Consider the following 26,046-nt stretch of genomic DNA (forward strand, 5'->3'; position numbering starts at 1 on the left):
TGGGCTCTACCTCGAAATCACCAAGGCCGGTAGCAAAGGCTGGCGCTTCAAGTACCGCTACGGCGGCGTCGAGAAGCGCCTCTCTTTCGGCGCTTATCCACTGTCCACTGATCAGCCTGAAAGAGGCTCGCCAGGCCGGCGACGACGCCAAGCGCCAGATCATCCAGGGCATCGACCCCAGCGCCGTGCGCCAGGCCAATAGGGCCCGAAGCGCACGTCGACGCCACCAAGAGCTTCCAGCACATCGCCACCGAATGGTTCGAGCGCCAGCGCTGCATCTGGGTGGACAGCCACACCCGCGATGTCAAGCATAGGCTGGAGGCTGACCTCTAATGAAGATGAAGCGCGACTTCATCGTGCCCCTGTCCACCCAGGCTCTGGCCATCCTGCGCCCGCAACAAGCCGCCTGCCGCAACAGCGTCTATGTCTGGCCGGGCCGGAACACGCGCACCATCATGAGCAACAACACCCTGCTGTTCGCCCTGTACCGCATGGGCTACCGCAGCAAGATGACGGGGCACGGCTTCCGTGCCGTGGCCTCGACCATCCTCAACGAGCAGGGCTGGCGCCATGACGTGATCGAACGCCAGCTTGCCCACGAAGAGGAAAACAAGGTGCGCGCCGCCTACAACCGCGCCGAGTACCTGCCCGAGCGCATCAAGATGATGCAGCACTGGGTGGATCACATCGACGTGCTGCGGGCCGCGGTACAAAAGAACAGCAGGATTATGCAGCCATGAAAAATTGGTCATGCCTGATCGGAAGATCGTCGACGAAACCCACCACATCGCCCGCAAGCGTGACAACGGGCAACTTCGCCGGGAGGTCTGGGTCGATCGGGAGGGGCGGGTGACCCGGTACAACCTCGCCTATATCAACCATGATCTGCATGCCGGGGACAACGGCCGCGTCGTCGGGTATGACAACCAGCATGGCTATCACCATCGCCATCACTTCGGCACCGTCTCGCCGATCCTATTTACCCGCTTCGAAGACATCGAGGCAAGGTTTGAGGCCGATTGGCTGGAACTCACTAGGAGTCGCCCATGAGCAAGATCATCGTCAAGACCGCAACCGAACAGGCCTTTTTCAAACGGGGGCGGGACTTGGCGCGCAAGGCCGATGCTGGTTTGCCATTGGCCGAAGAAAAAGTCATCAGCTTCGAAGACCCCGCCGACTTGCTCAGCCTGCTGACCACGGCCAGGCTTGATGTCTACCGCGCTGTGAAAGAACGCCCCGAATCGATTACCGGCGTGGCCGCAAGGCTGCACCGTGACCGCAGCGCGGTCAAGCGCGATGTGGATGCACTGGCACGGGCAGGTTTGGTGGAGATCGAGCAAAAGACCCTGCCAGGGCACGGATGGATGAAAGAAGTCAGGCCTGCGGCCGCGCACTTGCGATTGATCGCCGAGGTGATGTGATCCAAGAGAAGTGATCCAAGAGAACATGCCAAAGCGCCTCAAAACTGGTGTTATGATCAGTACCACATAAAAACACAGCCATGCTGCAATCTCTTCGCCTCCGCCAGTAATGAGGCAAATTCAAAGACTTGTACAAGTCGTATAGCAAGACATCCCACAAGTTCGTGGCGGATGTAGGCGAACGTCATGGGGCGCTTTTCGAGCGCCGCCGGCCCTGCTTGTCATTGCATCGTTAACCGTACGGGCTCACCTTCTCGTTCCAAAAGAAGCGGCCTTGCCTGGTTGCGTGTGGCGTTGTGGCAACTTGAGAATTCGCCGGGGTCGGCCGATGCCGGGCGATGACCTGGTGGCATGGAATCAGGCCCGGCGCTCGAACACGAGTGATTCCACGATTCATCATTTTTGGGGGCAATCGCCTACCACTGGCAGTTCATGCATGGCGACAAGGCTGCGCACCAACCTCGCCCGACATCTGCCCCCTCACACGCTTCTTCGAGGGCAAGGGCCTGCGCGACAGCGAAGCCGCCTTGTGGCATGCGCAAATCGACGCTGGCGTGGATGTGAGGGATGCATCGCGCAAACTGTTGCATTGGCTGGCTGTCCGTGTGCGGGAAGATCGGCAAACCCACCGTTCCATCACGCCACCATCCTGAAGCTGGCTGGAGTGGGGCCAGGTTTTGCCGAGAGGCGGTCCCAGGTTTGGGCCAGCGGCTTAACTGTGCGCGTAAGTGAACCCGGCCTGTTCCAACTCGACAAGTTCACCGACCACATCGGGTGTGAGGATGACGCCGGGGATCAGGTGGTTGGTGAGGTCGGCCGCCAGTTCGCCCTGGGTCAGTTTGCCGGGGTTCGGGCCTCTCTGGTGCAGGTGTCCGGCAAGGCCCCAGATGCCGTCATGGCAGGCGAGAAAAACAACGCCGCGCTTTTGCAATTCCGTGATGCTGACGGCCTTGGCCGAGTAGGCGCCTTGGGGGTTTTGGTAGTCCGCCGGGTTGGCATAGGCGGCGGGTGGCATGTCGATGAAGGTGTTGCGTTTGAACTTGCCTTTGGTGAGCTTGGGGAAGTCGTAGCGCTTCCAGGCGTGTTCGTCGAACAGGGCCAGTGCTGCGGGGCCGTGGGTGACCGAGACGACCAGAAAGTTGGGATGCTTGAACGACCAGATTTGCGAGTTCAGCGTCAGGCGCATCAGGTTCAACCAAGGCCCGGCCAGATCGGTGTTGTGCCACACCATTTTCGGGCTGCCGGGATAGTGCAGCACGTCGTGCATGGCTTGGGCGTCCCAGTCGTCGGGGTCGGTGAGCATCATCGGGACGGTCTTGAAGTCGCGCCGGTAGGGAGCTTGCGCCAACTTGCGCATCAGTGCCGCGAGCAAGTCCGAGCCGGGTGGCAGCAGGTCGCCCAGGGGTTTGCTCGGTTCCGCAGCCTGGGCCGTGCCCAGGGCCAGGCCACCCAGGCCGGCGAGGCCCGCCCAGCCGGCCATCGACAGCATGTCGCGACGCGTCCAACGGTTCATGTCCATGGTTGGTCTCCTTGCCGCCGGGCACCCGGTTTGCCTCGGCTCGTTTGGGCAGCATAGTCACGGAGATGCGCCGAAGCAAAGGCGCCGGCTTCAAGCCTGCATTGCCGTTGCGGCGATGTCCAGCGAGCGCAGCCGCAGGTCGGCGTCGAACACATCGCACACCAGCATGAATTCGTCCGCTTGCGTGGCTTCGGCCAGGGCGTTGAAGCCGGCGCGCACGGTGTCGGGGCCGCCAATCACGGCGGCGGCCAGGAAGTCGGCAATGGCGGCTTGTTCCTGGGGCTGCAGTTGCTGCATGAAATGTTGGACGGGCGGCTGCAGTCGCCCCCGGCGCCCGGTGATGATGCTGAGCACACGCTGATGGGTGCTGCTGGCCAGGTCGTGGGCTTCGTCGTCGGTGGGGGCCGCGATCAGGGGCACGCCGATGGCGACATATGGCTGCGCCAGCGCGGCGGAAGGCCGGAACGTGCTGCGGTAAAGCTTGAGCGCCGGCAGCAGCATGCGAGGCGCGAAGTGCGAGGCGAAGGCATAAGGCAGCCCGCGCTCGGCCGCCAGTTGTGCAGAGAACAGGCTGGAGCCGAGCAACCAGATGGGAACATTGGTGCCGGCGCCGGGCATGGCGATGAGCCGCTGGCCGGGCTCGGCCGGGGCCAGCAGGCGCTGCAGCTCGGCCACGTCGCGGGGGAAGTCGTCCTCGCTTTCCACGCGGTCGCGGCGCAGTGCGCGCATGGTCAGCGGGTCGGTGCCGGGGGCGCGGCCCAGTCCGAGGTCGATGCGGTCCGGGTACAGCTCGGCCAGGGTGCCGAAGGCTTCGGCAACGACGAGCGGTGCGTGGTTGGGCAGCATCACCCCGCCAGAGCCGATGCGCATGCGCTGCGTGCCCGCAGCGATGTGCCCCACGAGCACGGCAGTGGCGGAACTGGCGATGCCGGGCATGTTGTGGTGCTCGGCCAGCCAGTAGCGCTTGAAGCCGAGCGCTTCGGCATGCTGTGCGGTACGCAGGGCAATGGCCAGCGCACCGGCCACGGTGCCGCCCTCGCGCACGGCGACGAGGTCGAGCATGGACAGGGCGATGGCATTCAATGGCTTGTGCATGGCGAACCGCCCGCTCAATGTCGCTTCGCGCTGCGCATGGACAGCAACAGCAGAATCGTCAGCAGGATGAAACCCAGCGCCGACCACATGGGCAGGGATACGCCGAGGATCGATGGCACGTCGGCGCAAAGACCATCTGCGCGGAACATCCACGGTGCCCAATGCGTGATGCTCCAGTTGTTGATGGTGGCGGCGAGCGGGTCCAGCCCGCAGGTCTGGCCCGGATGCCAGACCAGCCACACATGCCGCCCGGCGACGCCCAGGCCGGCGAGGCCACTCAAGGCGCCGAGCAGCAAGGCCAGCCGGCTCGGGGCCGCCTTTCCTGCGGCTGCCAAACCTGCGGCGATGAGGGCAAAGGCAAGCATGCCGAGGTAGGCCATGCGCTGCATGATGCACAGCGGGCACGGCGGGTTTGACTGGTGCTGCACCCAGAGCGCACCGGCGAGAATGCCGAAGGCGCACAGGGCAACGAAGAGTGGAAGGGCGGGCGAGAGAACGCGAGTTGGTTTGTAGGATTTCATGTTGATGTTGCAGTCATTTTGAAAATGCCGGTGGCGTTGCCGGAATCGAAGCGCATGTCCATATCGGCTGGTAAAGAGCCACCGGGCTGCGCACCACGGCTGATGAATTCGAAGAACGAGCCGGGTAGTTCGTGCAGCTGCGGGCCGTCGTCGCCCTGTAACGCACGCTGCACGCTGGCGGCGCGCAACGCCGTTTGGCGGACCGCGCCGCTGGAGGAGACTTCCACCTGGTCCTTGATCGCAAAGCCCTCGGCGCGCAACTGCGCGGCCAGTTCGAGCACATCGTCAACCCGGTCGGTGGCGTGGTTGAAGGTCTGGCCTTCCGTGCTGATCCAGGCCATCTCGGCCGACTCCTGCAGCAGCAGTTGGTATTGCGCCAAGCTGGGCAAGGGGTGCTGGCGGGCGAAGCAACGCAGCAGGGCGGGAAGCAGCTTGAGCGCGGTGTTGAACGGCAAATGGCCTTCCCGACGCAGGTCTTGCAAGGCGTCATGATCGGCCGCGCTCAAGGGGTCGCGCGAATGGCCGAGAACCGTGTTCAGCGTTCGCTGAAACGTGGCGGAAAAGCCTTCCGGATGCAGTTCGCTCACGAAGAACTGGGCGATGCCTTGCGGGTCGTCGGCGTGGATGTAGGCGCGCCCGGTCATCTTCAGCCGCGGCAGGGGATAGATGCCCGCCAGCGTGTAGCCCAGCGGCAGCAAGATGCGGGTGATGGCGGCCTCCCCACTCGGCAAGGCCCCGCAAGACGCTGCGAGCACCGTGCGTACCGCGCCATGGTCGAAAGTGATCGAGCGCCCCTGCTCACGTGCACGCTCGACATAGCGCATCGCCTCCGGCACCGATTGCGCCAGGCGCGCAAACAACGCTTGCGTCATGGCCAGCGCCAACTCGCCACGCGTCACTTCGTCTTGGTTTGGACGCGTGAACGGCTTGCTGGGCAAAGCGAGCTGGTCGACCAGCTTGAGCGCATCGGCGCTGAGCAGTTCATTGAGCAGGGTTCGACCGTTTGACTTGGGCATGGCTGCAAATTGAGGCAACAGGCCGAGATGCTTTTTGGCGCCGTGCATAAGAGACCTTGGCATCTTAGTTCCCGCTCGATAACCCCCGTGTTGCAAAGCATGAGCCTGTCTGCCGCCGCAGTCCCGCCAGCCCGGTACCCTAGAATAGTGGGTTCGGGGCGTAGCGCAGCCTGGTAGCGCATCTGCTTTGGGAGCAGAGGGTCGGAGGTTCGAATCCTCTCGCCCCGACCAATAATCAGCAGTAAAAACAACGACTTAAAGAGCAAGCCCACACTAACCTGTGGGCTTTTTTCGTCTAAATGGTGCCAAATTCCCACTGCATTCCCACTCGATTCCCATTGGAGTGTTCACCATTGTTTTATGCGGTCTTGGTTTGCCCTTGGCGGTTCGCTCCCATTGGGTTCCCATCGGGGCGGGGCCAGGGGTGGGGCAGGCCGTGCGGGGCGGGCTGGTGCGCAAAGGGCACCCACAAAGCATGAATTGTCTAGATAGTGTCGTCACGAGATGAGTTAGGATGCTGTTTTGCAAAAACAGCGGTGCAGGCGAATGGCTGAGGCTCATCAACGGCATGACATCTCCGATGCGGCGTGGGCTCTGCTTGAGCCGCGACTGTTGGGGCGTAAAGGCGCGTGGGGTGGCATCGCACACGACAACCGGCGATTGATCAATGCGGTCTGCTGGATTCTGAGGACGGGCGCGCCGTGGCGGGATTTACCGCCCTCGTATGGGGATTGGAAGAACACGCACCGCAGGTTCTGCCGGTGGCGTGACAACGGCGCTTGGGAGGCATTGCTGGAGCAATTGATCGATGAGCCTGATGACGAATGGCTGATGATCGACGCCAGCCACATCAAGGTTCATCCGCACGCCGCAGGTGCCCGTGGCGGCAATCAAGCCATGAGCCTGACAAAAGGGGGCTCAACACCAAGCTACATCTGGCCGTGGATGCGTTTGGTCTGCCGCTCCGAGTCCTTGTTACGCAAGGTGCCTCGGCAGATTGCACGCAGGCTGGGCTCTTGATTGAAGGGCTCAGCGCCGAGCACCTGTTAGCCGACAAGGGCTACGACAGCGATGCCATCGCCCTGCAGGCCACCGCTCAAGGCATGCGCGTCGTGATCCCGCCTCGCAAAAACCGAAAGGAGCAACGCAGTGATGACAAGCCTCTCGACCGACACCGCCATCTCGTTGAGAACGCGTTTTTGCATCTCAAACGCTGGCGAGGCATCGCGACGCGCTACGCCAAAAACGCCGCTTCATTCCTGGCAGCGGTCCACATACGCTGCCTGGTGCTTTGGCTTGCAATCTCGTGACGACACCATCTAGGGCATTCATCGAAAAATCATCGAAAACATAACTAATTGACCCGTGCATCGACATGACCTGACCAGGGACCCTGGCGAGCATTCCCCCTGCCAATGCCACTGTGGCTTGTCACATCCTCGTCAGTGCAAATTCGGCCGCGTGGTGACAATGGTGCGGGCGCACACAGTGTTGAATGCGTCGCGCTTCAAGGAAGCGATGCCAACTCGAAGCCAGCGATAGAAGTCAGCATCCGGTCAGGCCCCTGTAACGCCATCCGGAGATCCTGAAATGCCCATGCTCGACGTCGGTACGAAAAGCCATCATCCCATCGCTGCCGGCTGTCGCGTCATCACCTCATGAATGCCAAGACGTTTGAAGCCTTCCAAGCCCAGGCCTATGCCTGCGGATTCGATGAAGCTCTCGTTCGCCGCTGGCCGCCCGACACGGCCCTGGATACGCACACCACCCGTTCGATGCGGACGCGGTGGTGATACAAGGTGAGATGTGGCTGACCTGCGAGGGCAGGACACGTCGTCTCACGCCCGGGGACACCTTCACGCTGCTGCGTGGAGTGCCCCACGCGGCAGCGCTACGGCCCGCTCGGGCTACTTATGGGGTCGCGCGCCGCAATCCGCGTTGATGCTGACCGGTTGCCATCCCAAGCATCGGACCGATCACGGTCAGCGCCCTGGTGGCCACTTTCGGCAAGACCAAGGCCTTCGCCAGCACCTGGCTTTTTTCCCGCGTGGCGGCTCAGCGATGGAAGGCAGCCATGGCCGCGCCGAAGCCGACGAAAATGCCGCCGGTTGCACGCTGGAAAGCGCGTGCGACTTTTGCGCCACGCAACAATTTGCCGAGACGCGAGCCGAAGCCGGCGTAGATGAAATACCAGCTCACCTCGATGGCGGCGAAGGTGCTGACCAGGACCACGAATTGCAGCAGCCAATGGGCCGTTGGGCTCATGAACTGGGGCAGCAGGGCGGCTGCGAACAGGATGGCTTTGGGGTTGCTGCTGGCCACCAGGAAGCCATTGCGAAACAGGGCGCCGGGCGTGTGCAGGCCTCGTGGCGGTTCAACGGCATCGGCCAGTGGCGCCGCCAAGGTCCCGGCATGAGCGGCGGCTCGCCAGGTTTTGATGCCGAGGTTAATGAGGTAGGCGGCTCCCAGCAGGCGCAGCGCGTCGAACAGTGTGGGCCAGGCTTGCAGGAACACGCCGAGACCAGCGGCCGAAATGGAAATCATGATGAGCAGCGCCGTCATGCAGCCGGCCATGGTGGCGGTGGAGCGGCGCAGCCCGTGGCGCGCACCGTGGCTCATCACCAACAGCATGTTGGGGCCGGGAATCGCGGAAATCACGCCGACGGCGAGGACGTAGAGCAGCCAGGTATGGGGGTTCATGGAAGGTTCCGGGTGAATGCCCAGTATGCCATTCGTCATGCAACCGCGCTCGCCCCCCATCGCGCCCTGGCGCTGGCCATGAACGTTTGCTTGGCGTTTCATGCAGCTGTGCGGGGGGTGTTCCCGAGGCCTAAGATTGATGCCATCACACCGCCCTGAGGATGATTCGTGGATCAGCAAACTGTCAAACAAAGCCTCGACCGGCTGCGCGCCGCCCTGGAATCCGGCGTACCGCTGGACGACCAGCTCAAGTCCGAACTTGCCAGCCTGGACGCCGACATTCGCCGCGCGCTCGATGACGAGGTGGGGCGAAGCGAAACCGGTCTGACGCAGCGGGTGCGCGAGCTGTCGCTGCGCTTTGCCGAGCGCCATCCGGCCGCAGCCGTGGTGCTGCGCGAACTGGGCACTTTGCTCGAAGGCATCGGCGCCTGAAATCTTCGGGCGCTGATGCCCGATCGCTGCATGCGGCCGACCTCTGTGTCGGCGCGCGAACGTCTCGCTTCATCCCATGCATCAAACCGATTTCGAGCCGGTGTACTTCGCCGGTGAAGCGCCGCCCACGCCGGGACAAGCCCATCGTGTGGCCGAAGGGCTGTACTGGCTGCGCATGCCCATGCCCTTGGCGCTCGACCACATCAACCTCTGGTTGCTGGACGACGGGCCGGGCTGGACCATCGTCGACTGCGGTCTGACCACGGACGCCACGCGTGCGGCCTGGGAACAGGTGTTCGCCGACGTTCTGGGCGGCAAGCCAGTGACGCGGGTGATTTGCACCCATATGCACCCCGACCACATTGGCCTGGCCGACTGGCTGTGCCAGCGCTGGGACGTGCCGCTCTGCATGACCCAGGGCGAATACCTCAGTGCCCGGCTGCTCACGGCCGGGCTGCCGCCCACCGACACCGCCTCCATGCTGGCGCATTACCGCCGCCACGGCGCTGATCCTGTTCATTTGCAGGAGATGGCCGGGCGCGGCAATTTTTATGCTCGCATGGTGCCCACGGTGCCGTTGCAGTACCAGCGCCTGGTGCATGGGCAGGTTCTGCGTATTGGTGCCGACGATTGGCAGGTGGTGGAGGGCGGCGGCCATTCGCCCGAGCATGCGGCGTTGTGGTGCGAGGCGCGTGGCGTGTTGATCGCCGGCGATTTATTGCTGCCGCGCATCTCCACCAATGTCTCGGTGTTCCCCATCGAGCCCGAGGCCGACGTGCTCGGCCGCTATCTGCGTTCGCTCGCGCGCTTTGCCTTGCTGCCGGCCGGCATGCGCGTGCTGCCGTCGCATGGCCTGCCGTTCACCGGGGCACATGCGCGCATTCGGCAACTGCGCGAGCACCACGCCGAGCGTCTGCAACGCGTGCTGCGCGCGTGCGAAGGCCAGGCTTGCACGGCCGCCGAACTGGTGCCGGTGTTGTTCCGGCGCGCGCTCGACGTGCATCAACTCGGCTTCGCCCTGGGCGAGGGCATCGCCCATGCCCATCGACTCTGGGCTTGCCAGGTCTTGCAGCGAGAGATCGACGCGCAGGGGGTGATTCGCTTCCACTTTGCGCGAGGCAGCCGTGTCGCGGTCGATGGGGTCGAAGAGACCGACATCACCCAGATCGCGGCAAGCGCCGCAGGCCTCTAGTCTAGGTGTCTGCAGGCCTGGGCCCTTGCCGACCCGTCCTGGTTCACTCATGGTTTGCGTGCTGGCGCCGCGCCTTCGCTGGCCGCGTCGCGCCGCACTCGTTCCAAGCATGCTTGACCTTGTGCGCAACAAGGCGAAATCCAGCCCAATCCATGAACATTACAGCCGACTATAATGTTTGACATGGATCACGTCTGCCGACAACTGCCACTTGCCGCGCCCAGTCTTGCATGACTCAATCGGAAGGACACCTCATCATGAACACCATGACCATCGGCAAGCTCGCCCACGACAACGGGCTGGCCACTGAGACCCTGCGGCATTACGAGCGCCTGGGGTTGATTGCGCCGAGCCAGCGCAGCGCCTCCAACTACCGGCTGTACGACCAGACCGCGGCGCAACGCCTGCGCTTCATTCGCCGCGCTCAGGCGCTGGGGTTTTCGCTGCCGGAAATCCGCGAGTTGCTCGGCCTGCACGCCGATGCCGACATGGGCGCGGTCAAAGCCATCGTGCAGCAGCGCGTGGCGCAGATCGATGCCCGGCTCGACGATTTGCGCCAGCTCAAAGCGGGTCTGGTGGCGCTGGCCGAAACTTGCCCCGGACATGGCGCCGCCGCCGGATGCCCCATCCTCGCGGCCCTGACCCGCGAACCCCAGGCTTGAGAGGGCCCCAGACCTGCCGCTTTGCGTCAGGCCCCCCCGAGGGGATGAGAAAACTTGGGGCGGCCGGCGTTTTCTCACGAGGGTGACACAGGAAACCATCATGAACACAACCGGTACGACACAGAGCAACACACCGACCTCGTCCATTTCTTCTGCCGATGCGGCCGAGGTCTGCGAACTGCAACTCGACATCGACGGCATGAGCTGCGCCTCCTGCAGCAGCCGGGTGGAGCGCGCGCTCAACGCCATGCCCGGGGTGCAGGCCACGGTCAACCTCGCCACCGAGCAGGCGCAGTTGCGCTTCGACCCCCGCCAGGTGCCGCCGCAGCAATTGGTGGAGATGGTGCGCGACACCGGCTATGCCCCGCGCACCGCCGAGGCCACGTTGCTGGTGCAAGGCATGACCTGTGCTTCCTGCGTCGGCCGGGTGGAGCGTGCGCTGCTGGCCTTGCCCGGCGTGCTGGCTGCCAGCGTCAACCTGGCCACCGAGCGTGCCAGCGTGCAATACATCCCGGCCAGCGTGCAGCCGGCCGCGCTGATTCGCGCTGTGGCAGGTGCCGGCTACACCGCCAGCCTGGCGGATGCCGAGGGCGCTGCGGCCGCCGCCGACCAGGCCGAGCACAAGCAGCGCCAATTGCAGGCCATGCGCCGCGACGTCTGGCTGGCGCTGGCGCTGGCTTTGCCGGTGCTGGTGCTGTCCATGGGCGGCATGGTTTGGCATGGCTTCATGGCCGTGCTCGACGCCACGGCCCCCGCCGCCATTCCCCGCTTCTGGGACTGGGTGCAGGCCGTGCTCACCACGGCCGTGTTGTTCGGCCCCGGGCGACGCTTTTTCCGGCCCGGCTGGGCGGCTTACCGGCATTTGTCACCTGACATGAACTCGCTCGTCGCCACCGGCGCGGGCGCGGCCTGGTTGTTCGGCATCGTTGTGCTGGCAGCCCCCGGCCTGCTGCCGCCGGATGCGCGCCATGTGTACTTCGACTCGGCTGCCGTGGTCATCGCCGCGGTGCTGTTCGGCAAGTATCTGGAGGAGGTGGCGAAGGGCCGCACCTCGGCTGCGATTCGCGCCCTGGCGCGGCTGCAGGCCAAGGACGCCAGGGTGCGGCGAGACGGCACCGAACTGACCGTTCCCATCGCCGACGTGCAGCAGGGCGATCTGGTCATCGTGCGCCCGGGCGAGCGCCTGCCGGTGGACGGCGAGGTGGTCGAAGGCGGTTCGCATGTGGACGAATCCATGCTCAGCGGTGAGCCCATCCCCAGCGCCAAACATCCGGGCGATGGCGTGCGCGCCGGCACCGTCAATCAGCAGGGCATGCTGGTGGTGCGGGCCACCTCGGTGGGGCAGGGCACGGTGCTGGCGCAAATCATCCGGCTGGTGGAGCAGGCCCAGGGCGGCAAGTTGCCCATCCAGGGCCTGGCGGACCGGGTGGTGCGGGTGTTCACCCCGGCGGTGCTGCTCATCGCGCTGCTCAGTTTCGTCGTCTGGCTCGTCATCGGGCCGGCGCCCGCCATCAGCCACGCCTTGCTTGCGGCCGTGGCCGTGCTGGTCGTCGCCTGTCCCTGCGCCATGGGCCTGGCCACGCCGGCCGCCATCATGGTGGGCACCGGCCGCGCCGCTGAGCTCGGCGTGCTGTTCCGCAAGGGCGAGGCGCTGGAGACGCTGTCGAACGTGGACACCGTGCTGCTCGACAAGACCGGCACCGTCACCCTCGGTCGCCCCGCCCTCGGTGCCATCTGGGCTGCTCCGGGCACGCGCGAAGCCGATGTGCTGCGCTGGGCCGCGGCGGTTGAAGCCACTTCGGAACACCCGCTGGCGCATGCCGTGCTGCAAGCCGCCACCGAGCGCGACGCCCAAGTGCCAACGGCCACACAGTTCTCCGCTGTTGCCGGTTATGGCGCCCATGCCGAGGTTGAAGGCGCGAAGGTCGCTGTGGGCGCCTTGCGCTTCGTCACCCAACAAGGCATCGACCCCGGCCCTGCCGCAGCGGAAGTGGAGCGGCTGCAGGCCGAAGGCCAGACGGCGGTGTTCGTCATGCGCGCCGGCCAGGTGGTCGGCGTGCTGGGCATCACCGACCCCATCAAGCCCGACGCCGCCGCGCTGGTGGCAGCGCTGCAGGCACACAAGCTGCGGGTGGAACTCGTCACCGGCGACGCTGCGCGCACCGCACAGGCCGTGGCGCGGCAACTGGGCATTGCCAGCGTGCATGCCGACGTGCTGCCAGCGGGCAAGGCCGATGTCGTGAAGGCCTTGCAGGCCCAGGGCCGGCGCGTGCTGTTCGTCGGAGACGGCATCAACGACGCGCCCGCCCTGGCGCAGGCCGACGTGGGCATGGCGCTTGCCAGCGGCACCGACATCGCCATCGAGGCCGCCGATGTCACGCTCACCCGTGGCGAACTCTCCGGCGTGCTCACCGCCCTGAACGCCGCGCGCCGCACCCTGGGCACCATACGCGGCAACCTGTTCTGGGCCTTCGCCTACAACGTGGTGCTCATCCCCGTTGCCGCCGGCCTCGGCGCACCCTGGGGCCTGCACCTCAACCCCATGCTGGCGGGCGTGGCCATGGGGCTGTCGTCCATCTTTGTGCTTGGCAACAGCTTGCGGCTCAAGCGGCTACACGCCTGGCCGTCGGCAGCGCCAAGCCGCGGCATGAAGACCGACACGGCATTGGCCGCCCCATCATCCGTCCCCGCAAGCAGGCCGGCCCATTGAGTCCGGCCCAACTCAGACCCCAACCTCACCAGGAGATCATCCATGCAAACCACCACGCTTCACGTCACAGGCATGACCTGCCAGCATTGCGTCGCCGCCGTCACCAAATCCCTCAAGTCCGTGGCGGGTGTGCAAAGTGCCGATGTCAATCTCGAGCAAGCCAGTGCCACGGTGACCGGCAGCGCACCCACCCAAGCCTTGGTCGAGGCCGTGGTGCGCGCCGGTTACACCGCCACCACCGAGGCCTGAGCCCCCCGCTGCCGGGCCCAGCGGGCAATTTGGATGCCCACTTGCACCCCACTACACTTCAGCGGGCTGCAAATAGCAGCGTCAAGCCCCTGCTGCCCGTAGCTCAGCTGGATAGAGCAACGGCCTTCTAAGCCGTAGGTCACTGGTTCGAATCCAGTCGGGCAGGCCAATAATTACCTAAATAATCAACAACTTACAGAACAAGCCCACACTTGCAATGTGGGCTTTTTTATGGGTTCTGGAGCGCGCATTGTCCCCAGATTGTCCCAAAAAATACCGCCGCATACCGGCGTGACTGTCCCCGTAGTGTCCCCGGCGTCAAAAAATTGATTGCGGCGGATGATGTGCGGTGTGCTCCACCCGTAACGGAACACGGAGGGGCCGTTGCGTGGACTTAGACCGATAAATTAGTCAAGAATTAAAAATGGACTTGCATCGTGCGGTAGGTACGGGTAAAGTATGGGCTGTGCTTGGTGCAAACTGAGCGCTTCGTAAGTCTGCTGAAAGGGCTCCACGAATCAGATAAAGGTGCAGTCCAAAGCCTTGAATCTGATCTGACTGCGACAAGGGGCTAAGGCGCCGGATGGCGCGCGATGAGCTTGTCGATAACCAGTCTGCCTCGCTCAAATGCGAGGGAGTGATGCGTGAGGTGCACGCCGGGACGACTCCTGAAAGGAGCGTTCGGCCATGTCGCCACGCATCGAAACCCAACACTCGCGCGAAGCTCGCGAGCAAAAACCTCAACCACTTCTCCTCTCAATCGAAGATTGCGCTGACGCTCTAGGCGTCGCGCAGCAGACCGTCAGGAACTGGCTCTGCACTGGCACAGTCCAGCTGCCAACAGTCAAAATCGGTGGACGGAGGATGGTGCGCACCGCCGATCTGCTCGAGTTCGTCGACGCGCTCGGCACCCAGCGGCGAGGCCAGGCCCCCGCCACCCCCCAGCCCGCACCCGCACCGCGCCGCGGCCGCCCCCGCAAGGCGGTGGCTGGGCTGGGAGGGGGTGCGAAATGAGCGCCGCCCTCAACCCCAACCGCTTTGCCAGCCCCGTTGAGGTCGAGGCCCTGCGCCAGCGCATGGCGCGGGCCGCGCTCGCTGCCTTGTCGCGAGAGGCCCGAGCGGCGGCCATTGAGGCCGCAGAGCTTGGCGACGCCTTGGGCGAAATCGTCGCCCTCGTCTGGCTGCTGGAGGTCGGGGCAGACGTGCGGGGGCTGGTATGACCGCACCGACCCTCACCCAGCGACTGAAAAGCCTCATGCGCAACGCGCGCCGCCAGGGCGGCTCGCAAGGCCCCAAGTCGTGCGCATCGCTCTCAATTGAAAAGCGAGCGCGCTCGCTCGATGCCGCGATGGCGGCTGCAATCGCTGGGGCGCTTGCGCCCCAGCCAGGCGAAGCCAACCAGGATCTGGAATCACGCCGCGACCTACTGGCGGCGGCCAGGGCGCTGTATTCGACAACCTGGCTCGCCAGCACGGCCCGCTGCACGTTGCGCCGCGCTCAGCAAATCATGGCTCAGCGGCTGGTTTGGATGGCGAGGTGCGGGGACTTTTGGGGGTTTGACGATCTCCCCGCGCTGCGTGAATGTGCGCTGCGCCAGGCCAAACAGGCGGAGCCCGTCAAGGCGGAGGGGCAACGCGCCGCCCGGGCGCAGGAGCAGCTGTGCTTGTTTGAGGGGGAGGAATTCGCAAAATGAAGCGCATCACCTTCTCCGAAGCTGCAGAACCGCCCCACTTGGACTTTGTGCTCCCAGGCATGCTGGCGGGCACTGTCGGCCTGATCGTCGGGCAAGGCGCGGTCGGCAAGAGCTTTCTGGCCTTACATATAGGTATCTCTGTTGCCCTGGGCAAAGCCGCCTGCACCGGCATGGGCGATGCACTCTGGCCCGCCCCGGCCAGTGGTCCTGTCGCCATCGTCATGGGCGAAGACATCCCCCACGTTGTGCACTATCGGTTGCATGAATTGCGCGCTGCGCTGAGCCCTGACGATCTTGCGCAAATCGATGCCGAGCTCGACGTGCAGAGCTGGACCGACGAGCAGGATGACCTGCGGGTGATCCAGCGGCAGCCCGGCGGACTCATCGGGCACGGCCCGTTTTACGCCAAGCTGCGCGCCCTCGCCGAGGGGCGCCGGCTGGTCATCCTCGATCCGCTGGCTTTCTTACACGACTGCGACGAGAACAACAACGGCGACATGACGACGCTCATGCGTGCCCTTGGTGGCATAGCGCGGGCCACGGGATGCGCCATCCTGGTTCTGCACCACATCGGCAAATCCAAGGACGGCGACGACTGGGAACGGTCGCGGGGGGCGTCCAGTCTGACCACTGCGGTGCGGCTGCAGCTCAACCTGACGGTGATGAGCGAGAAGGAGGCGGATGAGTATGGGATTGCCGACGACCTCGAACGGCATTTCTACATCCGGCTCGCGCAGGTCAAAGCCAACTATGGCAGGCCGGCCGAACCCAAATGGCTCAGGAAGCAACCCGGCGGCCGGCTCATGGCCTATCCGCTGCAGAAGTTGGGCAAGGGGAACCATCGGTCCGGGAAGGAGCGGCGAAATGCAAACCCCTTCTAAGCCAAAAGGAATGCGGCGCAAGCGCCTGCCGGCGGCGGCGCGGGCCGACATGCAGCGAACGCGGCAGGTCGCACGCCACGAAATGGCCCTGGGGCTGATGAGTATGTTCCGCCCTCTGCCCGATGGGGCGCAGCGCCGTGAGGTGCGCATCGAGCAGAAATTCGCAGGCGGCCTGGTGCGAATCATGGGGGTGGAGATGAGCCAGCTTGAGCAAGGCGTGTTTCTCGCCTTGCTCGCCATCGCGGCGGACGGTGGAAGTCTGAGAACCGCGCTCGATGCCGGGCTGTTGCCAGGCTTGCCGCACCCCAATGCCCCCAAGGATGCCAAGCCCGAACAGAACATAGCCGGGGCCGCGCAGACCATCGAAATCAAGACTTCGCTTGCGGAGCTTTGCCGGGTTGCGGGCCTATCAGACCGGCCCGGCAGTAATACGAGGGAAAGCGTCAGGCTGGCATTCCAGCGGCTCGCGATGATCACGGTCTACGCCGAGGGCTCCAACGGCGCCTGGGGCATCACACACCTGATTTCCGGGGCAATCGGGCAGGGCGATGAGGCGGGCAGTGTCGTCGCAAGACTCAACCCGCGCAGCACTGCTGCGGCGCTGGGTGGACGGAGCTACGCGCCCATCTCGATGACGGCCTACAGGTCTCTACCGACGCCCACGGCCCGCGTGCTCTATGCCTGGCTTTGCTCATGGTTTACAGGTCGCACAGGCGCGCGGTTGATCGGCCTGGACGCGCTGGAAGCGCACATCTTCGGCGCAGTCGCCAAAGACCGCCGCCGCCGCAGCCAGCGCCGGGCACAGATCAGGCGGGCAGTCGAAGCCATCCAGAACTGCGACAGCCAATTCAACTGTGTCATGCAGGGCGAGCAGGCCAGCATCACCCGGGAATTTGCGCCCAGCATTGAACCTGAACCGATACGCCGAGCGGCGGACATCGATACGCCGAGCGGCGGACAGTCCCCCTCTGAAAACAGCCCCCTACAAGTAGCTGCTACGAGTAGCAGCAGCACTGCGGCTGCGCTAGGGCTTGCCGCAGGCTGAAAACCAAAACCCGGGCAGACGGGAAAGGAATTTAGAAACCATGAAAACCACCGTCACCCATGACCGCGCCGAGCTCGACGCCATCCGCCAGCTACCGCCCCAGGCCGTGGCCGACCAGTTGGGCCTGACCCATGACCAAGCCGCCCAACGCCGGCACGGCGGGGCCGGGGCAGGGTACACATATTGGCGCCTGGCGAGCGGCGAGCTAATCACCGTGCGCCAAGGCCGCACCGGCTGGGTTTGGCACCCAACCAAGCGCGATCGCCAGGGCGGCGGCGATTGGCTGACGCTGCATCAGCACATCAACCCCGGTGCGACGCTGGGCCATGCGCGCCGCGCCTTGCGTGCCGCCTTGCATGGCGGCCATGCTGCGGCCCCTGCGCGGGCTTCGCAGCCCCTTCTGGCACCCCGGGCCGCCACGGCGGCCGTGGGGCCACCCAAGCCCTTGCAACTGTGCGCCTCGCCAGCCTGGGCTGTGGACTACCTGCACCGCGAACGCCGCATCCCCATGTCCACCATCGACCATGCGGTGGCGATGCGCACCATCGCCGGCCATGTGCCGGGGTATCAGCCGGAGCCAGAGGCCGTTCGCTTGGCGTTCCCCCATGTTCAAGCGGATTGGGGGGTGACTTGGGCGGAATTGAGGGGGCCGCGCGAAGCCGATGGAACGCGGAGCAAGAAGGCATCGCGCGGCCGCAAGGGGCTTTGGATTCTCCCCCCGAGCAAAGAAACCCGCGCGCTGGTCGTGACCGAGGCCGCCATCAAGGGCTTGGCCGTGCACACCAAGCTGGCAGCCGCTGGAAAGCCGGCATGGATTGTTTCGACCGGCGGGCAGCCGGGGCAGGCACAGCTAGACATGCTGGCCTGGCTGGTGGCTGAGCTGGGGATCGAAACCCTGGCGCTGGCACAGGATAACGACGACCCAGGCCATCACCAGGCCGACCGCCTGGCCGACGCCCTGCGCGATGAGCCGGGCGTCAGGGTCGTGCGCATGGCGCCGCCCGAGCCATGCAAGGGCTGGGACGACTGGGTTTTGTCCTGACACTTTTCCCCCGTCTGCCCGTCTTTTCATTTCGCCCCCCACTGAATGCAGGTAGGCGCCCTTCAAGCGCCGCAACCACCCCAACCAGGAACCAACCATGGCCACCACCATAACCTCAGCCAATCACCAAAAACAAATCGACAACCTCGCCCGGCGCATTTATGCCGCCAATTATCTCCGCAGCCGGGGCGACAAAATCGCATTATTCGGAGCGCTCAAGGCTTGCACTTTTGCGAATTTCCATCAGTTTTTTGCATCGGGAAATGTCGATTATCAGAAGGTACCCGAAGAAATCCAGCGGACTGTTTTCGCGGCCACCGTGGAAATCGCCCGGATCGAGGCTGAGAAACAAAACCCCGGCACGCCGCGCCATTTCCACATTATCCAGAAGCACAGCGGCGCGTATGAAATCGAGTATTGGAGCGATGCCGACCGCGCATTTATCTCAGAAACGCTGAGTGCAAAAGAGAAAGCCTTGCTGCACGTCTTACTCGGCGAATTGAGCGACCGGCGCCGAGTTAATCCAGCAGCGCAATTACCCGAGCCGACCAATACCACCCAGCATTAAAAGGAGCATTCAAATGGAAAAGAACCTGAAATTCTGGCTGCCGATGCTGCTGGTCATGCAGATTATCCAAGCAGCATTTATGACCTATCTACTTTCTCCCGCGCCGACCGCCGCGCAATTGCGCCACGCACACGCCGTTATTTTCAATCAGGAGCGTGGCAAATGATTTACATCGAGCTGGAAATCACTGAGGAAGGGCTCGCGTTGGCAACGGTTGAGCACTACCAGCGGCCCGGCGCGTGTGGGTATCGCGCCGCGCACGTCCTGCCGCCGGCGCTGGCCGAGCAGGCCCGCCAGATCGGAGATTGGCTGCTGCAGGACTACTCCAGGCGCGTCGCGTTGCCCGAACTCGGCTACTCGCCGCCGATTTCACCTGCCTCTGAATAACCTTGTCACCACCCCACCAGGAGCAAGCCATGTTCATGACCAAACCATTTCAAAACAAACAGCAATACATCGTCGCCATCATTGTTCGCCTCTTATTCATCGCCAGCGGCCCGATGTTTTTGCAGTTGCATCCGCTTTATCTTCTCGTCTGGCTCGGCGGCATTTATTCTATGTTTCTCCACCGCTGGGGCTGGCCGGTGTATCGCCCCGTCGCCAAACAGGAGTAAGCCATGCTCGATAAAATGGACAAAATCAGGGTGGCACATTTTCGCATCCGCGTTACCCTGTTTTGCATGATCTTCGGTGCATTATTCGCGAGCGGGGGTTATCTCGCGCGCGAGCAATTGCTCGCTGCAGCGGTTTCCTATGCCCTCGGCTCTGCATTGAATGCATGGGGCGCGGGCGGCTGGTTTATCCAGCACACCCATGGCGCGCTCGCTGTGGCCGCGCTGTTTTATCAGAGCATGCAGCCCGGCGGATTTGGCTGGGCGAAAACGCTGGAGGCGGCTGGGGCGGGCGGATTTCTGGGCTTGCTGATTCCCTTGTCGATTTTCAGCATCAAGAAACAACAAGGAGTTGAAAATGCTTAAATTTTTCCGTGCGCTCAAAATCTTCGGGCTGGTCGTGGGCGCTGGCCTTGCCTTGGATATTCTTCTCTCTGTCTTCGGGCACCCCCAGGCTGGCGCGGGCTTGTTCGTGGCAGCCTTTTTGTTCGCCTGCATCCTGGTCTGGACTGAGTTCTTTGCCTCGCCAGCCGCGGCCGTGCGCTCTGGGATTCGGGACGTGAGCGAGGATGCGGCGTATCTGCGCACCCTGGCCCAGGGCTTCGACCCGGAGCAATACATCGATCTGAAAAAGGGCGTCTTCATTGGCCTGGATGGAAATCGCAAGCCCATCTATCTGCCCCGCCAAACGCTCGACAAAAACCACCTGGAAATCCTTGGCGAATCGGGCGTGGGCAAGTCCAGCCTGGCCGGCGTGCTGCTGTCACAACTCGCCGCGTCGGGCGAGTGCGTCGTCGTGTTCGACCCGAAACCCGACGAGATGCTGCCTGGCGTGCTGCGCCGCATGGGAGAAAAGCACGGCTTTCCGGTCATGGTTATCGACCTTCGCCATACAGCCAACTTCGCGCAGATCAATCCGTTCTATGGCTGCCGGAGCGAACAGGTCGAAGAGCTTTTGCAGGTGGCTTTGGAGCTTGGCAAAACAGGGGATGCCGGCGTCGATTTTTACAGGGGCGAGGACAGAGAGGCGACAAACTGGATTGCCGACGCGGTGGCCCATGACCCCGCGCGTTCTTTACCCGACATCATCCGCGCCGCAAGCGACGATGAAGATGTGACAGAAAAGAAGAATTTGTGGCGTGAGCTCCGGCAGTTGGGGCGCGTCCAGGCTTTCGCGACACGGGAGCAAGGCATCGACCTGCAGGCTTTGATGACAAAACCTGGCGGCGTGGTGTTGTATGTCATGGGCAGCACGACCAAGTTGGAAATCGGCGCCGCTCAGAAGTTGCTGCTGCAGCGCGTGCTGCAGGTGCTGGAGGATCGGCGCGACAAGTCGAAGCCGGTCGCCCTTTTCCTCGACGAGCTCAAATATCTGCTGTCGCCCGCTGCCCTGCGGGCCGCAGGCACAGTGCGAGACCGCAACGCCCACCTGATCTTTGCGCACCAGTCGCTCGGCGATTTGGATGACTGCCCGGGCCTGTCGCCCAAGGCTGTGCGGGGCGCAATCTGGGGAAATTCGGGCGTGAAATTCGCTTACAAGATGCTCGATTCAGCGACGGCCCTTGAGCTTTCACGGCTCGCCGGCGCAAGCCGCGCCGACGTGCAGACGATGAGCTCTAGCCAGAACGACAACGGCGGAAGCACGAACACGAGCTGGACTCAAGCCAGCCGCGAATACATGCCCCCGCACATTTTTTCGCACCTGCCCAAACCGGCAGGGGGCGAGGCATCGGTCGGCGTCTTGTTTGGGCTTGGGACCGCGTTTTATCTCTCGACCCGCTGGCTCCAGGGCGGTGAGACGCCCGAGCCGCTGCGCGCAGAAGAGCCCGCCGGCCAGACCGGCGCCGCGCCGGTTTCACATGCCGCTGAATCAGGTCAAGAGGCACCCGAAGCCCAGGCCGAAGCGGCCCGCGCTGACAGCCTCGACGACCTGCTCAAGTAACCCAAACCCCCGGCCAAGCGCCGGGGCGGTATATACAAAGGTGAATCATGCCCATCATCAAAGACCCGCGCGAGCGCATGCAGCGCGCAGAGCAAAAGAAGACTTTGCTGCTGCGTTTTCTGCGCGAAGAGCTCTACACCACGCCCCAGGTTGCGGCGCAGGTCATGGGTGTGGCGCCGCGCGCTGCACGGGCCACCGTGGCCGCGCTGGAAGCCGCAGGCTTCGTCAAGCGCCATCACATCCCGCTCGTGCCAGGCCTGCCGCCTTTGGTGCTGATCGGCATCACGCCGTCAGGTCAAAGCATGGCGTTCGACCCGGCAACAGAAGCACCCATCGAGCGCAGTTTCGAGCCGGGCAGGTTTTCTTTGAACTACCTGCGCCACACGCTCGAAACCCAGCAGCTTCGCATCCAGGCGTCATACGCTGGCATCACCAAATGGGTCTCGGGCGACCGCATGGCCGCCGTGCAGAAGGGCGTCAAAAAGCCCGACGCCGTGGCGCTCGACATGCGCGGCCAGCGGGTTGCCATCGAGGTTGAGCGATCTGTGAAAGGCCCGAAATCGTATGCCGATGTGCTGTCTGGACACTTGACCGCCATGCATCAAAACAAGTGGCAACGTGTGATCTGGTCATCGCCAGACGCCAAGACCCGCGACCGCGCGAAGGCCTTAATTCTCAATGTCAAGCGCGTGCGAATCGCGGGCATCGACACGCGCATCGACCCGGCGAAGCATCACCAGAATCTTGCTTTTTGCACGCATGATGTATTTACAACCCTGCTCACCTGAAAGGAGAAATCATGAGCATCTTGAAGCCCAAAGCCCCCACCAAAACCGCCGCGATGTCGCTGCGTTTGCCCGCCGAACTGCACCATCAGTTGCAGGCTTTGCAGGCCGATGCCGACGCCGCCGGGCTCGTGTTCGACGCCAGCGATGTGTGCGTGAAGGCACTGCTCGCAGCGGTCAAATCAGCTCGCAGCGAGCTTGCGAATGCGGGGGCGGAACGTGCTGCGCACGACCGCCGGCAGGCTGTCGCTTAGCCTTCCTTCCCGTCTGCCCCAAGCCCGCCGCGTGCGGGCTTTTTGCTGTCCATCGCACACAGCCGTATATACGACTGTTTACAGCCCTCGCGCCGCTGTCTTATGTCTTGCGGATGGCGCATGCCGACTGGCGCAAGCGGGCGGCGCGAGAAAGCGCACAAAGGCACGGCGCCTGACCAGGGTAAGCCTCCCCTGCGCCTGCGGCGCTGCCCTAGGGGGCACCGGGGAGGCCGCGGGCTGGACGCCCGCGCCCCTGCTCATTCTCCGCCCAAAATGGGCACGGCACGACCCCACCCCTGCGGAGCGAGTGCGCGCGAAGCGCGGCCCTTATTCCTCTTTCTGCCTAAATCATGGGCAGATCGGCGGGCCGCGCTTCGCGCGCACTCGCTCCCCAAGGGGAGCTCGGCTTCGGGCGGTGAACCTGCCCTCGGCCCCAGTCCGCCCTAGGGGGCGTCCTGTGGCTCGGCTCCACCTCACCCTGGCGGGTTCGGCGGCCCGACCTGCAGCCAGGAACGTCCTTCGGACGACCTGGCTTTGTGCCGTGCGGGCTCTGCCCCCGATCGGAACCGCTCGCCTTGGGGCTCGCTTGCTCGGGCGGTGCAGGGGCTCGGCTGCGCTGGCGCTTGCCAAGCCATGCCCCGTCCACTCGCATTCCAGCGGCCCCCCCGAAGCAAGCCGGTCTGGACGACCGGCACCAAGCGCCACCCGAACGCCAAACGTCACTGCCAACCGCGCCCAGCAGGGCAGACGGGCTCCGCCCGAAGAGGGCCTGCGGCCCGAAGCTTGCCAATAGGCAACGCCCTACGGGCGGGACGTTCGCCAAAGGCAAGGGCCTGCGGCCCAGGCATCCAGGCCGTGGACAAGTGACGTGCAAGCCAAGGTTGCTCACTTGCCCACCCCCGCCGCATTTCGCTTTCCACTGAATGAGGTTGAGTGCCCGGAATCCCGAGCGCCACCATGAAAGGACAAAGCCATGCAAACCAAACCCATCATCACCGCCGCCCTGGCCGCCGCCGCTCTCTGTGCCCAGGTCGCCCTGGCCAACACGCTGCCGGCGACGCAAGCCGCAGCCAAGGGCTTCAGCGGCGCGCTTCAAGCGCAGGAGATGCGCTTGAAGAATGACGCCGCGGTGATTCTTGACCCGCACATCATCAACTGCTCACCGCCCGGCTTCATCACGCGTGCGCTTTACCCGGATGCGCAGGAAGTGTGCCAGGCGACTGCAACCATCGTGCTCGTACCCCTCAAGCCCTGAGCTTCCGCCCCACACCCCACCACCCAGCCCGCCGCGTGCGGGCTTTTTGTCGCCCACGTCTGGCGCATTTCGCTTGGTCCTGAATGGCTGTGAGCGCCCGGAATCCCGGCGCCACCCCTTCAAGGACAAGCCATGCAAACCAAACCCACCCTCTCCCTCGCTGCCCTGGCCCTCGCCCTGGCCGCCGCGCTCCCCGCCCATGCCCATGGCGCCAGCAGCATGAGCATGGCCGCCCCGATGCAGGCCCCGACGCCGTCACGCTGGGGCCTCGACATCAGCACGACCAGCTACCACCTGCGCCAGTGGGCCAGGGACAGCCTCAACCAGGACAACCCTGGGCTGGGCCTGGAGTACCACTGCACGCGCAACAGCGGCTTCGCGGCAGGCTTCTACAAGAACAGCTACAGCCGCACATCGGTTTACGCCACAGCCATCTACACCCCGCTGCACATCGCCCTGCCAGCAGGCTTCTCCCTGTCGGCCGGCGGGCTTGCAGGCGCCATCAGCGGCTACACCCGCGCCGAAGCGCCCGACCGCCCGCTGATGGCCGCCGCGCTGGTTGAAGTGCGCAGCTCGCAGGGGTACGGCATCAACCTTGTGGCCGTGCCGAACGCGGGTCAGTCGGCCGGCTTCATCGGCCTGCAGCTGGTGGTGCCCCTGACCTGAGCCGCGCACCTCACTTCCATCTGAATCCATGTGCCGGCCCAGGCCGGCACACGCCAACACCCAAAAAGGAACCGTCATGCAAACCAAACAACGCAGCTTCACCCTCGCCCCGCTGACCCTCGCCCTGGCGCTGGCCCTCGCGTCCCCGCTGGCCCATGCCGATACAGCCGGCGGCACTGTGAGCGGTAGCGGCAACGTCACAACCCAGGACACGAGCGGCAACCTGGCGTCGGGCGCCGGCGCTCTGGCTGCCGTCCAGACCAACAACACCGCGATCGGCCAGCAAGCCCAAGCCAACGAAGGTGCCGCAACCGCCGTGGGCGCTGGCAGCCTGGCAAACCAGAGCAGCACAGCCTTCGGCGCTGCGGCCACCGGCCAAGGCATCGGGTCGGTCGCGGTCGGTGCGGGGGCGCAAGGGCTTCAAGGATCGTCAGTTGCGGTCGGCTCAAATTCAGTCGCCAGCGTCGCCGGCGTCGCCATTGGTGCGGGCGCCAGCGTGCCCATCGCGCCAGGCGGCGCGGGGACTGCTGGTGTGGCGCTTGGCTATCAAGCCACGAGCGCAGGCATCGGCAGCGTGGCGCTCGGCGCCGGCAGCACGGACTTAGGCCTTGCAGGTGTTGTGAGCGTGGGCACCACATCCCAGCAGCGCCGCATCATCAACCTGGCCCCCGGCCAGGCGGCCACCGATGCGGTCAACCTCGGCCAGCTCGACGCCGCAGCCCTGGCTGGCTACAACTACACCAACACCCAGACCGCCGGAGCCGTCACCACGGCCAACAGCTACACCAACCAGCAAATCACGACGCTGCAAAACCTCATCAACCAGGCCACGGCATCGGGCCTGTGCAAGTACAACGGCGCGGGTGGCATTGTGTGCGGGCACAACACCACTGCCGCCGCTGGTGCCGTCGCGCAGGGCAATGGAGCATCGGCAGGGTATGCGGGCAGCCTGGCCATCGGCCAGGGCGCAACCATCACCGCGCCCACCAACCCCGCCGACCCGAACACCACGGGCGCCATCGCCATCGGCAACGGTGCCCAGGCCAATGCCGACCCGGCCACCGCCATCGGCTTTCAAGCCGACGCGGCAGGAGCCAACTCGGTTGCGCTCGGCTATGCAGCCACGGCCGTAGGCACCAACAGCGTGGCGCTGGGTGCTGGCTCAGTCGCCAACCGCCCCAACAGCGTGAGCGTGGGCAGCGCTGGCCAGCAGCGCCAAATCACCAACGTGGCCCCCGGCACCTCGCCGACCGACGCGGTAAACCTCGGTCAACTGCAGCAAGCCACCGCTGGCCTGCTCGGCCAGGCCGACACCTTTGCCGCGCAAGGCATCGCCATGGCCGCCGCGTTGAACATCAGCCCGATCTACGGCCCGGATGGCTACAGCCTGTCGGCAGGCGTGGGCAGCTACGGCGGGCAGTCCGCCGTGGGCATCGCCTTCAGCCGCCGCACGGCTTACCACCAGTACCCCGTGGCCTGGACCGTGGGCGTGGGCTTCAACGGCGGCAGCGGCGCGGCAGTGGGCAAGGTCGGGGCGAGCATCGGCTGGTGATGCAAGCCAAGGCATCGGCGTCAGCGCCGCCGACAACACCACTGCCAAGGCAATGCCCGGCGATGCCAGGCATCCCAGGCGACGCCCGTGCTCCGCACCGGCTAAGGCCAATACTGTTCAGATAGATAGTTTTCAGGCATAATTCGGTTCTGTCGCGACGACGACGGACGGAACCGATGGCGAGAACCCGCAAGTCACTGCCCGAGAGAGTTGATGTGGCGCATCTGATCAGCGC

The 26,046-nt window shown here is 64.5% G+C and carries 32 protein-coding genes, 2 tRNA genes and 2 pseudogenes; 31 read left to right on the forward strand and 5 right to left on the reverse strand.

Translation table 11 applies throughout. The features are described 5' to 3' along the window. From ACYCUK_RS16535 to ACYCUK_RS16550, 4 genes and pseudogenes are all read left to right on the forward strand, one after another. A partial coding sequence (locus tag ACYCUK_RS16535) for an Arm DNA-binding domain-containing protein (RefSeq protein ID WP_461595785.1) occupies positions 1-202 on the forward strand: 202 nt, incomplete at its 5' end. Positions 203-332: 130 nt separating this feature from the next. Beyond that, a pseudogene (locus ACYCUK_RS16540) lies at positions 333-740 on the forward strand (tyrosine-type recombinase/integrase); the annotation flags it as partial. A gap of 10 nt (positions 741-750) precedes the next feature. After that, positions 751-1,050, forward strand: coding sequence for a toxin-antitoxin system TumE family protein (locus ACYCUK_RS16545; protein ID WP_461595786.1), 300 nt, complete (start codon positions 751-753; stop codon positions 1,048-1,050). Then, positions 1,047-1,421, forward strand: a complete 375-nt coding sequence (locus ACYCUK_RS16550) for an HVO_A0114 family putative DNA-binding protein (RefSeq protein WP_461595787.1) — start codon at positions 1,047-1,049, stop codon at positions 1,419-1,421. The genes ACYCUK_RS16545 and ACYCUK_RS16550 overlap by 4 nt, the downstream gene beginning before the upstream one ends. Before the next feature lie 712 nt (positions 1,422-2,133). Here the strand turns inward: ACYCUK_RS16550 and tetH are convergent. From tetH to ACYCUK_RS16570, 4 genes are all read right to left on the reverse strand, one after another. After that, a complete protein-coding gene (gene tetH, locus ACYCUK_RS16555; RefSeq protein ID WP_461595788.1) occupies positions 2,134-2,940 on the reverse strand; it encodes a thiosulfate dehydrogenase in 807 nt (268 codons plus the stop codon). A gap of 90 nt (positions 2,941-3,030) precedes the next feature. Continuing rightward, entirely contained in the window at positions 3,031-4,035 is a 1,005-nt protein-coding gene (locus ACYCUK_RS16560) for an LLM class flavin-dependent oxidoreductase (RefSeq protein ID WP_461595789.1), read from the reverse strand. Positions 4,036-4,049: 14 nt separating this feature from the next. Then, positions 4,050-4,556, reverse strand: coding sequence for a disulfide bond formation protein B (locus tag ACYCUK_RS16565; protein ID WP_112487271.1), 507 nt, complete (start codon positions 4,554-4,556; stop codon positions 4,050-4,052). Next, positions 4,553-5,572: a 2-oxoadipate dioxygenase/decarboxylase family protein gene (locus tag ACYCUK_RS16570; RefSeq protein ID WP_461595790.1), complete on the reverse strand. Its 1,020-nt coding sequence runs from the start codon at positions 5,570-5,572 to the stop codon at positions 4,553-4,555. The genes ACYCUK_RS16565 and ACYCUK_RS16570 overlap by 4 nt, the downstream gene beginning before the upstream one ends. Positions 5,573-5,726: 154 nt before the next feature. On the opposite strand from ACYCUK_RS16570, the gene ACYCUK_RS16575 reads away from it, so the two are divergent. From ACYCUK_RS16575 to ACYCUK_RS16590, 4 genes and pseudogenes are all read left to right on the forward strand, one after another. Next, positions 5,727-5,803 (forward strand) — tRNA-Pro (locus ACYCUK_RS16575). A 315-nt stretch (positions 5,804-6,118) separates the two neighbouring features. Beyond that, positions 6,119-6,882, forward strand: a pseudogene (locus ACYCUK_RS16580) (IS5 family transposase). 348 nt (positions 6,883-7,230) lie between these two features. Then, entirely contained in the window at positions 7,231-7,365 is a 135-nt protein-coding gene (locus tag ACYCUK_RS16585; protein WP_461595791.1) for a hypothetical protein, read from the forward strand. Positions 7,366-7,376: 11 nt separating this feature from the next. Continuing rightward, positions 7,377-7,514 carry an AraC family ligand binding domain-containing protein gene (locus tag ACYCUK_RS16590; RefSeq protein WP_461595813.1) on the forward strand — a complete coding sequence of 46 codons (138 nt, stop codon included), beginning with the start codon at positions 7,377-7,379 and terminating at the stop codon, positions 7,512-7,514. A 113-nt stretch (positions 7,515-7,627) separates the two neighbouring features. On the opposite strand, the gene ACYCUK_RS16595 is transcribed toward ACYCUK_RS16590, so the two are convergent. After that, complete coding sequence (locus ACYCUK_RS16595; protein ID WP_461595792.1) at positions 7,628-8,272, reverse strand: LysE family translocator; 645 nt, start codon at positions 8,270-8,272, stop codon at positions 7,628-7,630. Positions 8,273-8,440: 168 nt separating this feature from the next. Here ACYCUK_RS16595 and ACYCUK_RS16600 point away from each other — a divergent pair, with 168 nt between their 5' ends. From ACYCUK_RS16600 to ACYCUK_RS16710, 23 genes are all read left to right on the forward strand, one after another. Then, positions 8,441-8,704, forward strand: a complete 264-nt coding sequence (locus ACYCUK_RS16600; RefSeq protein WP_112487268.1) for a DUF4404 family protein — start codon at positions 8,441-8,443, stop codon at positions 8,702-8,704. A gap of 76 nt (positions 8,705-8,780) precedes the next feature. Further along, positions 8,781-9,896 (forward strand): MBL fold metallo-hydrolase, encoded by a 1,116-nt coding sequence (locus ACYCUK_RS16605; protein ID WP_461595793.1) that lies wholly within the window; start codon positions 8,781-8,783, stop codon positions 9,894-9,896. 257 nt (positions 9,897-10,153) lie between these two features. Then, the gene (locus ACYCUK_RS16610) at positions 10,154-10,558 is read left to right on the forward strand and encodes a heavy metal-responsive transcriptional regulator (RefSeq protein WP_461595794.1); all 405 of its coding nucleotides are present in this window, start codon (positions 10,154-10,156) and stop codon (positions 10,556-10,558) included. A gap of 100 nt (positions 10,559-10,658) precedes the next feature. Continuing rightward, positions 10,659-13,268 (forward strand): heavy metal translocating P-type ATPase, encoded by a 2,610-nt coding sequence (locus tag ACYCUK_RS16615; RefSeq protein WP_461595795.1) that lies wholly within the window; start codon positions 10,659-10,661, stop codon positions 13,266-13,268. A gap of 42 nt (positions 13,269-13,310) precedes the next feature. Further along, on the forward strand, positions 13,311-13,517 hold the full coding sequence (locus tag ACYCUK_RS16620; protein ID WP_112487265.1) for a CopZ family metallochaperone: 207 nt from the start codon (positions 13,311-13,313) through the stop codon (positions 13,515-13,517). A 92-nt stretch (positions 13,518-13,609) separates the two neighbouring features. After that, a tRNA-Arg gene (locus tag ACYCUK_RS16625) sits at positions 13,610-13,686 on the forward strand. 518 nt (positions 13,687-14,204) lie between these two features. Continuing rightward, on the forward strand, positions 14,205-14,531 hold the full coding sequence (locus tag ACYCUK_RS16630; RefSeq protein ID WP_461595796.1) for a helix-turn-helix domain-containing protein: 327 nt from the start codon (positions 14,205-14,207) through the stop codon (positions 14,529-14,531). Beyond that, on the forward strand, positions 14,528-14,737 hold the full coding sequence (locus tag ACYCUK_RS16635) for a hypothetical protein (protein WP_461595797.1): 210 nt from the start codon (positions 14,528-14,530) through the stop codon (positions 14,735-14,737). Before ACYCUK_RS16630 ends, ACYCUK_RS16635 begins: the two co-directional genes overlap by 4 nt. A gap of 35 nt (positions 14,738-14,772) precedes the next feature. Then, positions 14,773-15,210: a hypothetical protein gene (locus tag ACYCUK_RS16640; RefSeq protein ID WP_461595798.1), complete on the forward strand. Its 438-nt coding sequence runs from the start codon at positions 14,773-14,775 to the stop codon at positions 15,208-15,210. Beyond that, positions 15,207-16,091, forward strand: coding sequence for a helicase RepA family protein (locus ACYCUK_RS16645; protein WP_461595799.1), 885 nt, complete (start codon positions 15,207-15,209; stop codon positions 16,089-16,091). Before ACYCUK_RS16640 ends, ACYCUK_RS16645 begins: the two co-directional genes overlap by 4 nt. After that, positions 16,075-17,136, forward strand: coding sequence for a replication protein C, IncQ-type (repC, locus tag ACYCUK_RS16650; protein WP_461595800.1), 1,062 nt, complete (start codon positions 16,075-16,077; stop codon positions 17,134-17,136). Before ACYCUK_RS16645 ends, repC begins: the two co-directional genes overlap by 17 nt. 40 nt (positions 17,137-17,176) lie before the next feature. Beyond that, positions 17,177-18,178, forward strand: coding sequence for a toprim domain-containing protein (locus ACYCUK_RS16655; protein WP_461595801.1), 1,002 nt, complete (start codon positions 17,177-17,179; stop codon positions 18,176-18,178). A gap of 97 nt (positions 18,179-18,275) precedes the next feature. Then, on the forward strand, positions 18,276-18,746 hold the full coding sequence (locus ACYCUK_RS16660; RefSeq protein ID WP_461595802.1) for a hypothetical protein: 471 nt from the start codon (positions 18,276-18,278) through the stop codon (positions 18,744-18,746). A 13-nt stretch (positions 18,747-18,759) separates the two neighbouring features. Beyond that, a complete protein-coding gene (locus tag ACYCUK_RS16665; RefSeq protein WP_461595803.1) occupies positions 18,760-18,912 on the forward strand; it encodes a hypothetical protein in 153 nt (50 codons plus the stop codon). Continuing rightward, the gene (locus tag ACYCUK_RS16670) at positions 18,909-19,133 is read left to right on the forward strand and encodes a hypothetical protein (protein WP_461595804.1); all 225 of its coding nucleotides are present in this window, start codon (positions 18,909-18,911) and stop codon (positions 19,131-19,133) included. Before ACYCUK_RS16665 ends, ACYCUK_RS16670 begins: the two co-directional genes overlap by 4 nt. A 29-nt stretch (positions 19,134-19,162) precedes the next feature. Beyond that, positions 19,163-19,360: a hypothetical protein gene (locus tag ACYCUK_RS16675; protein ID WP_461595805.1), complete on the forward strand. Its 198-nt coding sequence runs from the start codon at positions 19,163-19,165 to the stop codon at positions 19,358-19,360. Between the two features lie 3 nt (positions 19,361-19,363). Beyond that, positions 19,364-19,723, forward strand: a complete 360-nt coding sequence (locus ACYCUK_RS16680) for a hypothetical protein (RefSeq protein ID WP_461595806.1) — start codon at positions 19,364-19,366, stop codon at positions 19,721-19,723. Further along, complete coding sequence (locus ACYCUK_RS16685) at positions 19,716-21,299, forward strand: type IV secretory system conjugative DNA transfer family protein (RefSeq protein WP_461595807.1); 1,584 nt, start codon at positions 19,716-19,718, stop codon at positions 21,297-21,299. Before ACYCUK_RS16680 ends, ACYCUK_RS16685 begins: the two co-directional genes overlap by 8 nt. 47 nt (positions 21,300-21,346) lie before the next feature. Then, complete coding sequence (mobC, locus tag ACYCUK_RS16690; protein WP_461595808.1) at positions 21,347-22,087, forward strand: MobC family replication-relaxation protein; 741 nt, start codon at positions 21,347-21,349, stop codon at positions 22,085-22,087. Positions 22,088-22,098: 11 nt separating this feature from the next. Continuing rightward, positions 22,099-22,338, forward strand: a complete 240-nt coding sequence (locus tag ACYCUK_RS16695) for a hypothetical protein (RefSeq protein WP_461595809.1) — start codon at positions 22,099-22,101, stop codon at positions 22,336-22,338. 973 nt (positions 22,339-23,311) lie between these two features. Continuing rightward, positions 23,312-23,593: a hypothetical protein gene (locus ACYCUK_RS16700; protein ID WP_461595810.1), complete on the forward strand. Its 282-nt coding sequence runs from the start codon at positions 23,312-23,314 to the stop codon at positions 23,591-23,593. A gap of 132 nt (positions 23,594-23,725) precedes the next feature. Beyond that, complete coding sequence (locus ACYCUK_RS16705; RefSeq protein ID WP_461595811.1) at positions 23,726-24,259, forward strand: hypothetical protein; 534 nt, start codon at positions 23,726-23,728, stop codon at positions 24,257-24,259. Positions 24,260-24,335: 76 nt separating this feature from the next. After that, entirely contained in the window at positions 24,336-25,811 is a 1,476-nt protein-coding gene (locus ACYCUK_RS16710; RefSeq protein ID WP_461595812.1) for a YadA family autotransporter adhesin, read from the forward strand. Positions 25,812-26,046: the final 235 nt, after the last annotated feature.

The sequence above is a fragment of the Thiomonas sp. genome (assembly GCF_054608695.1).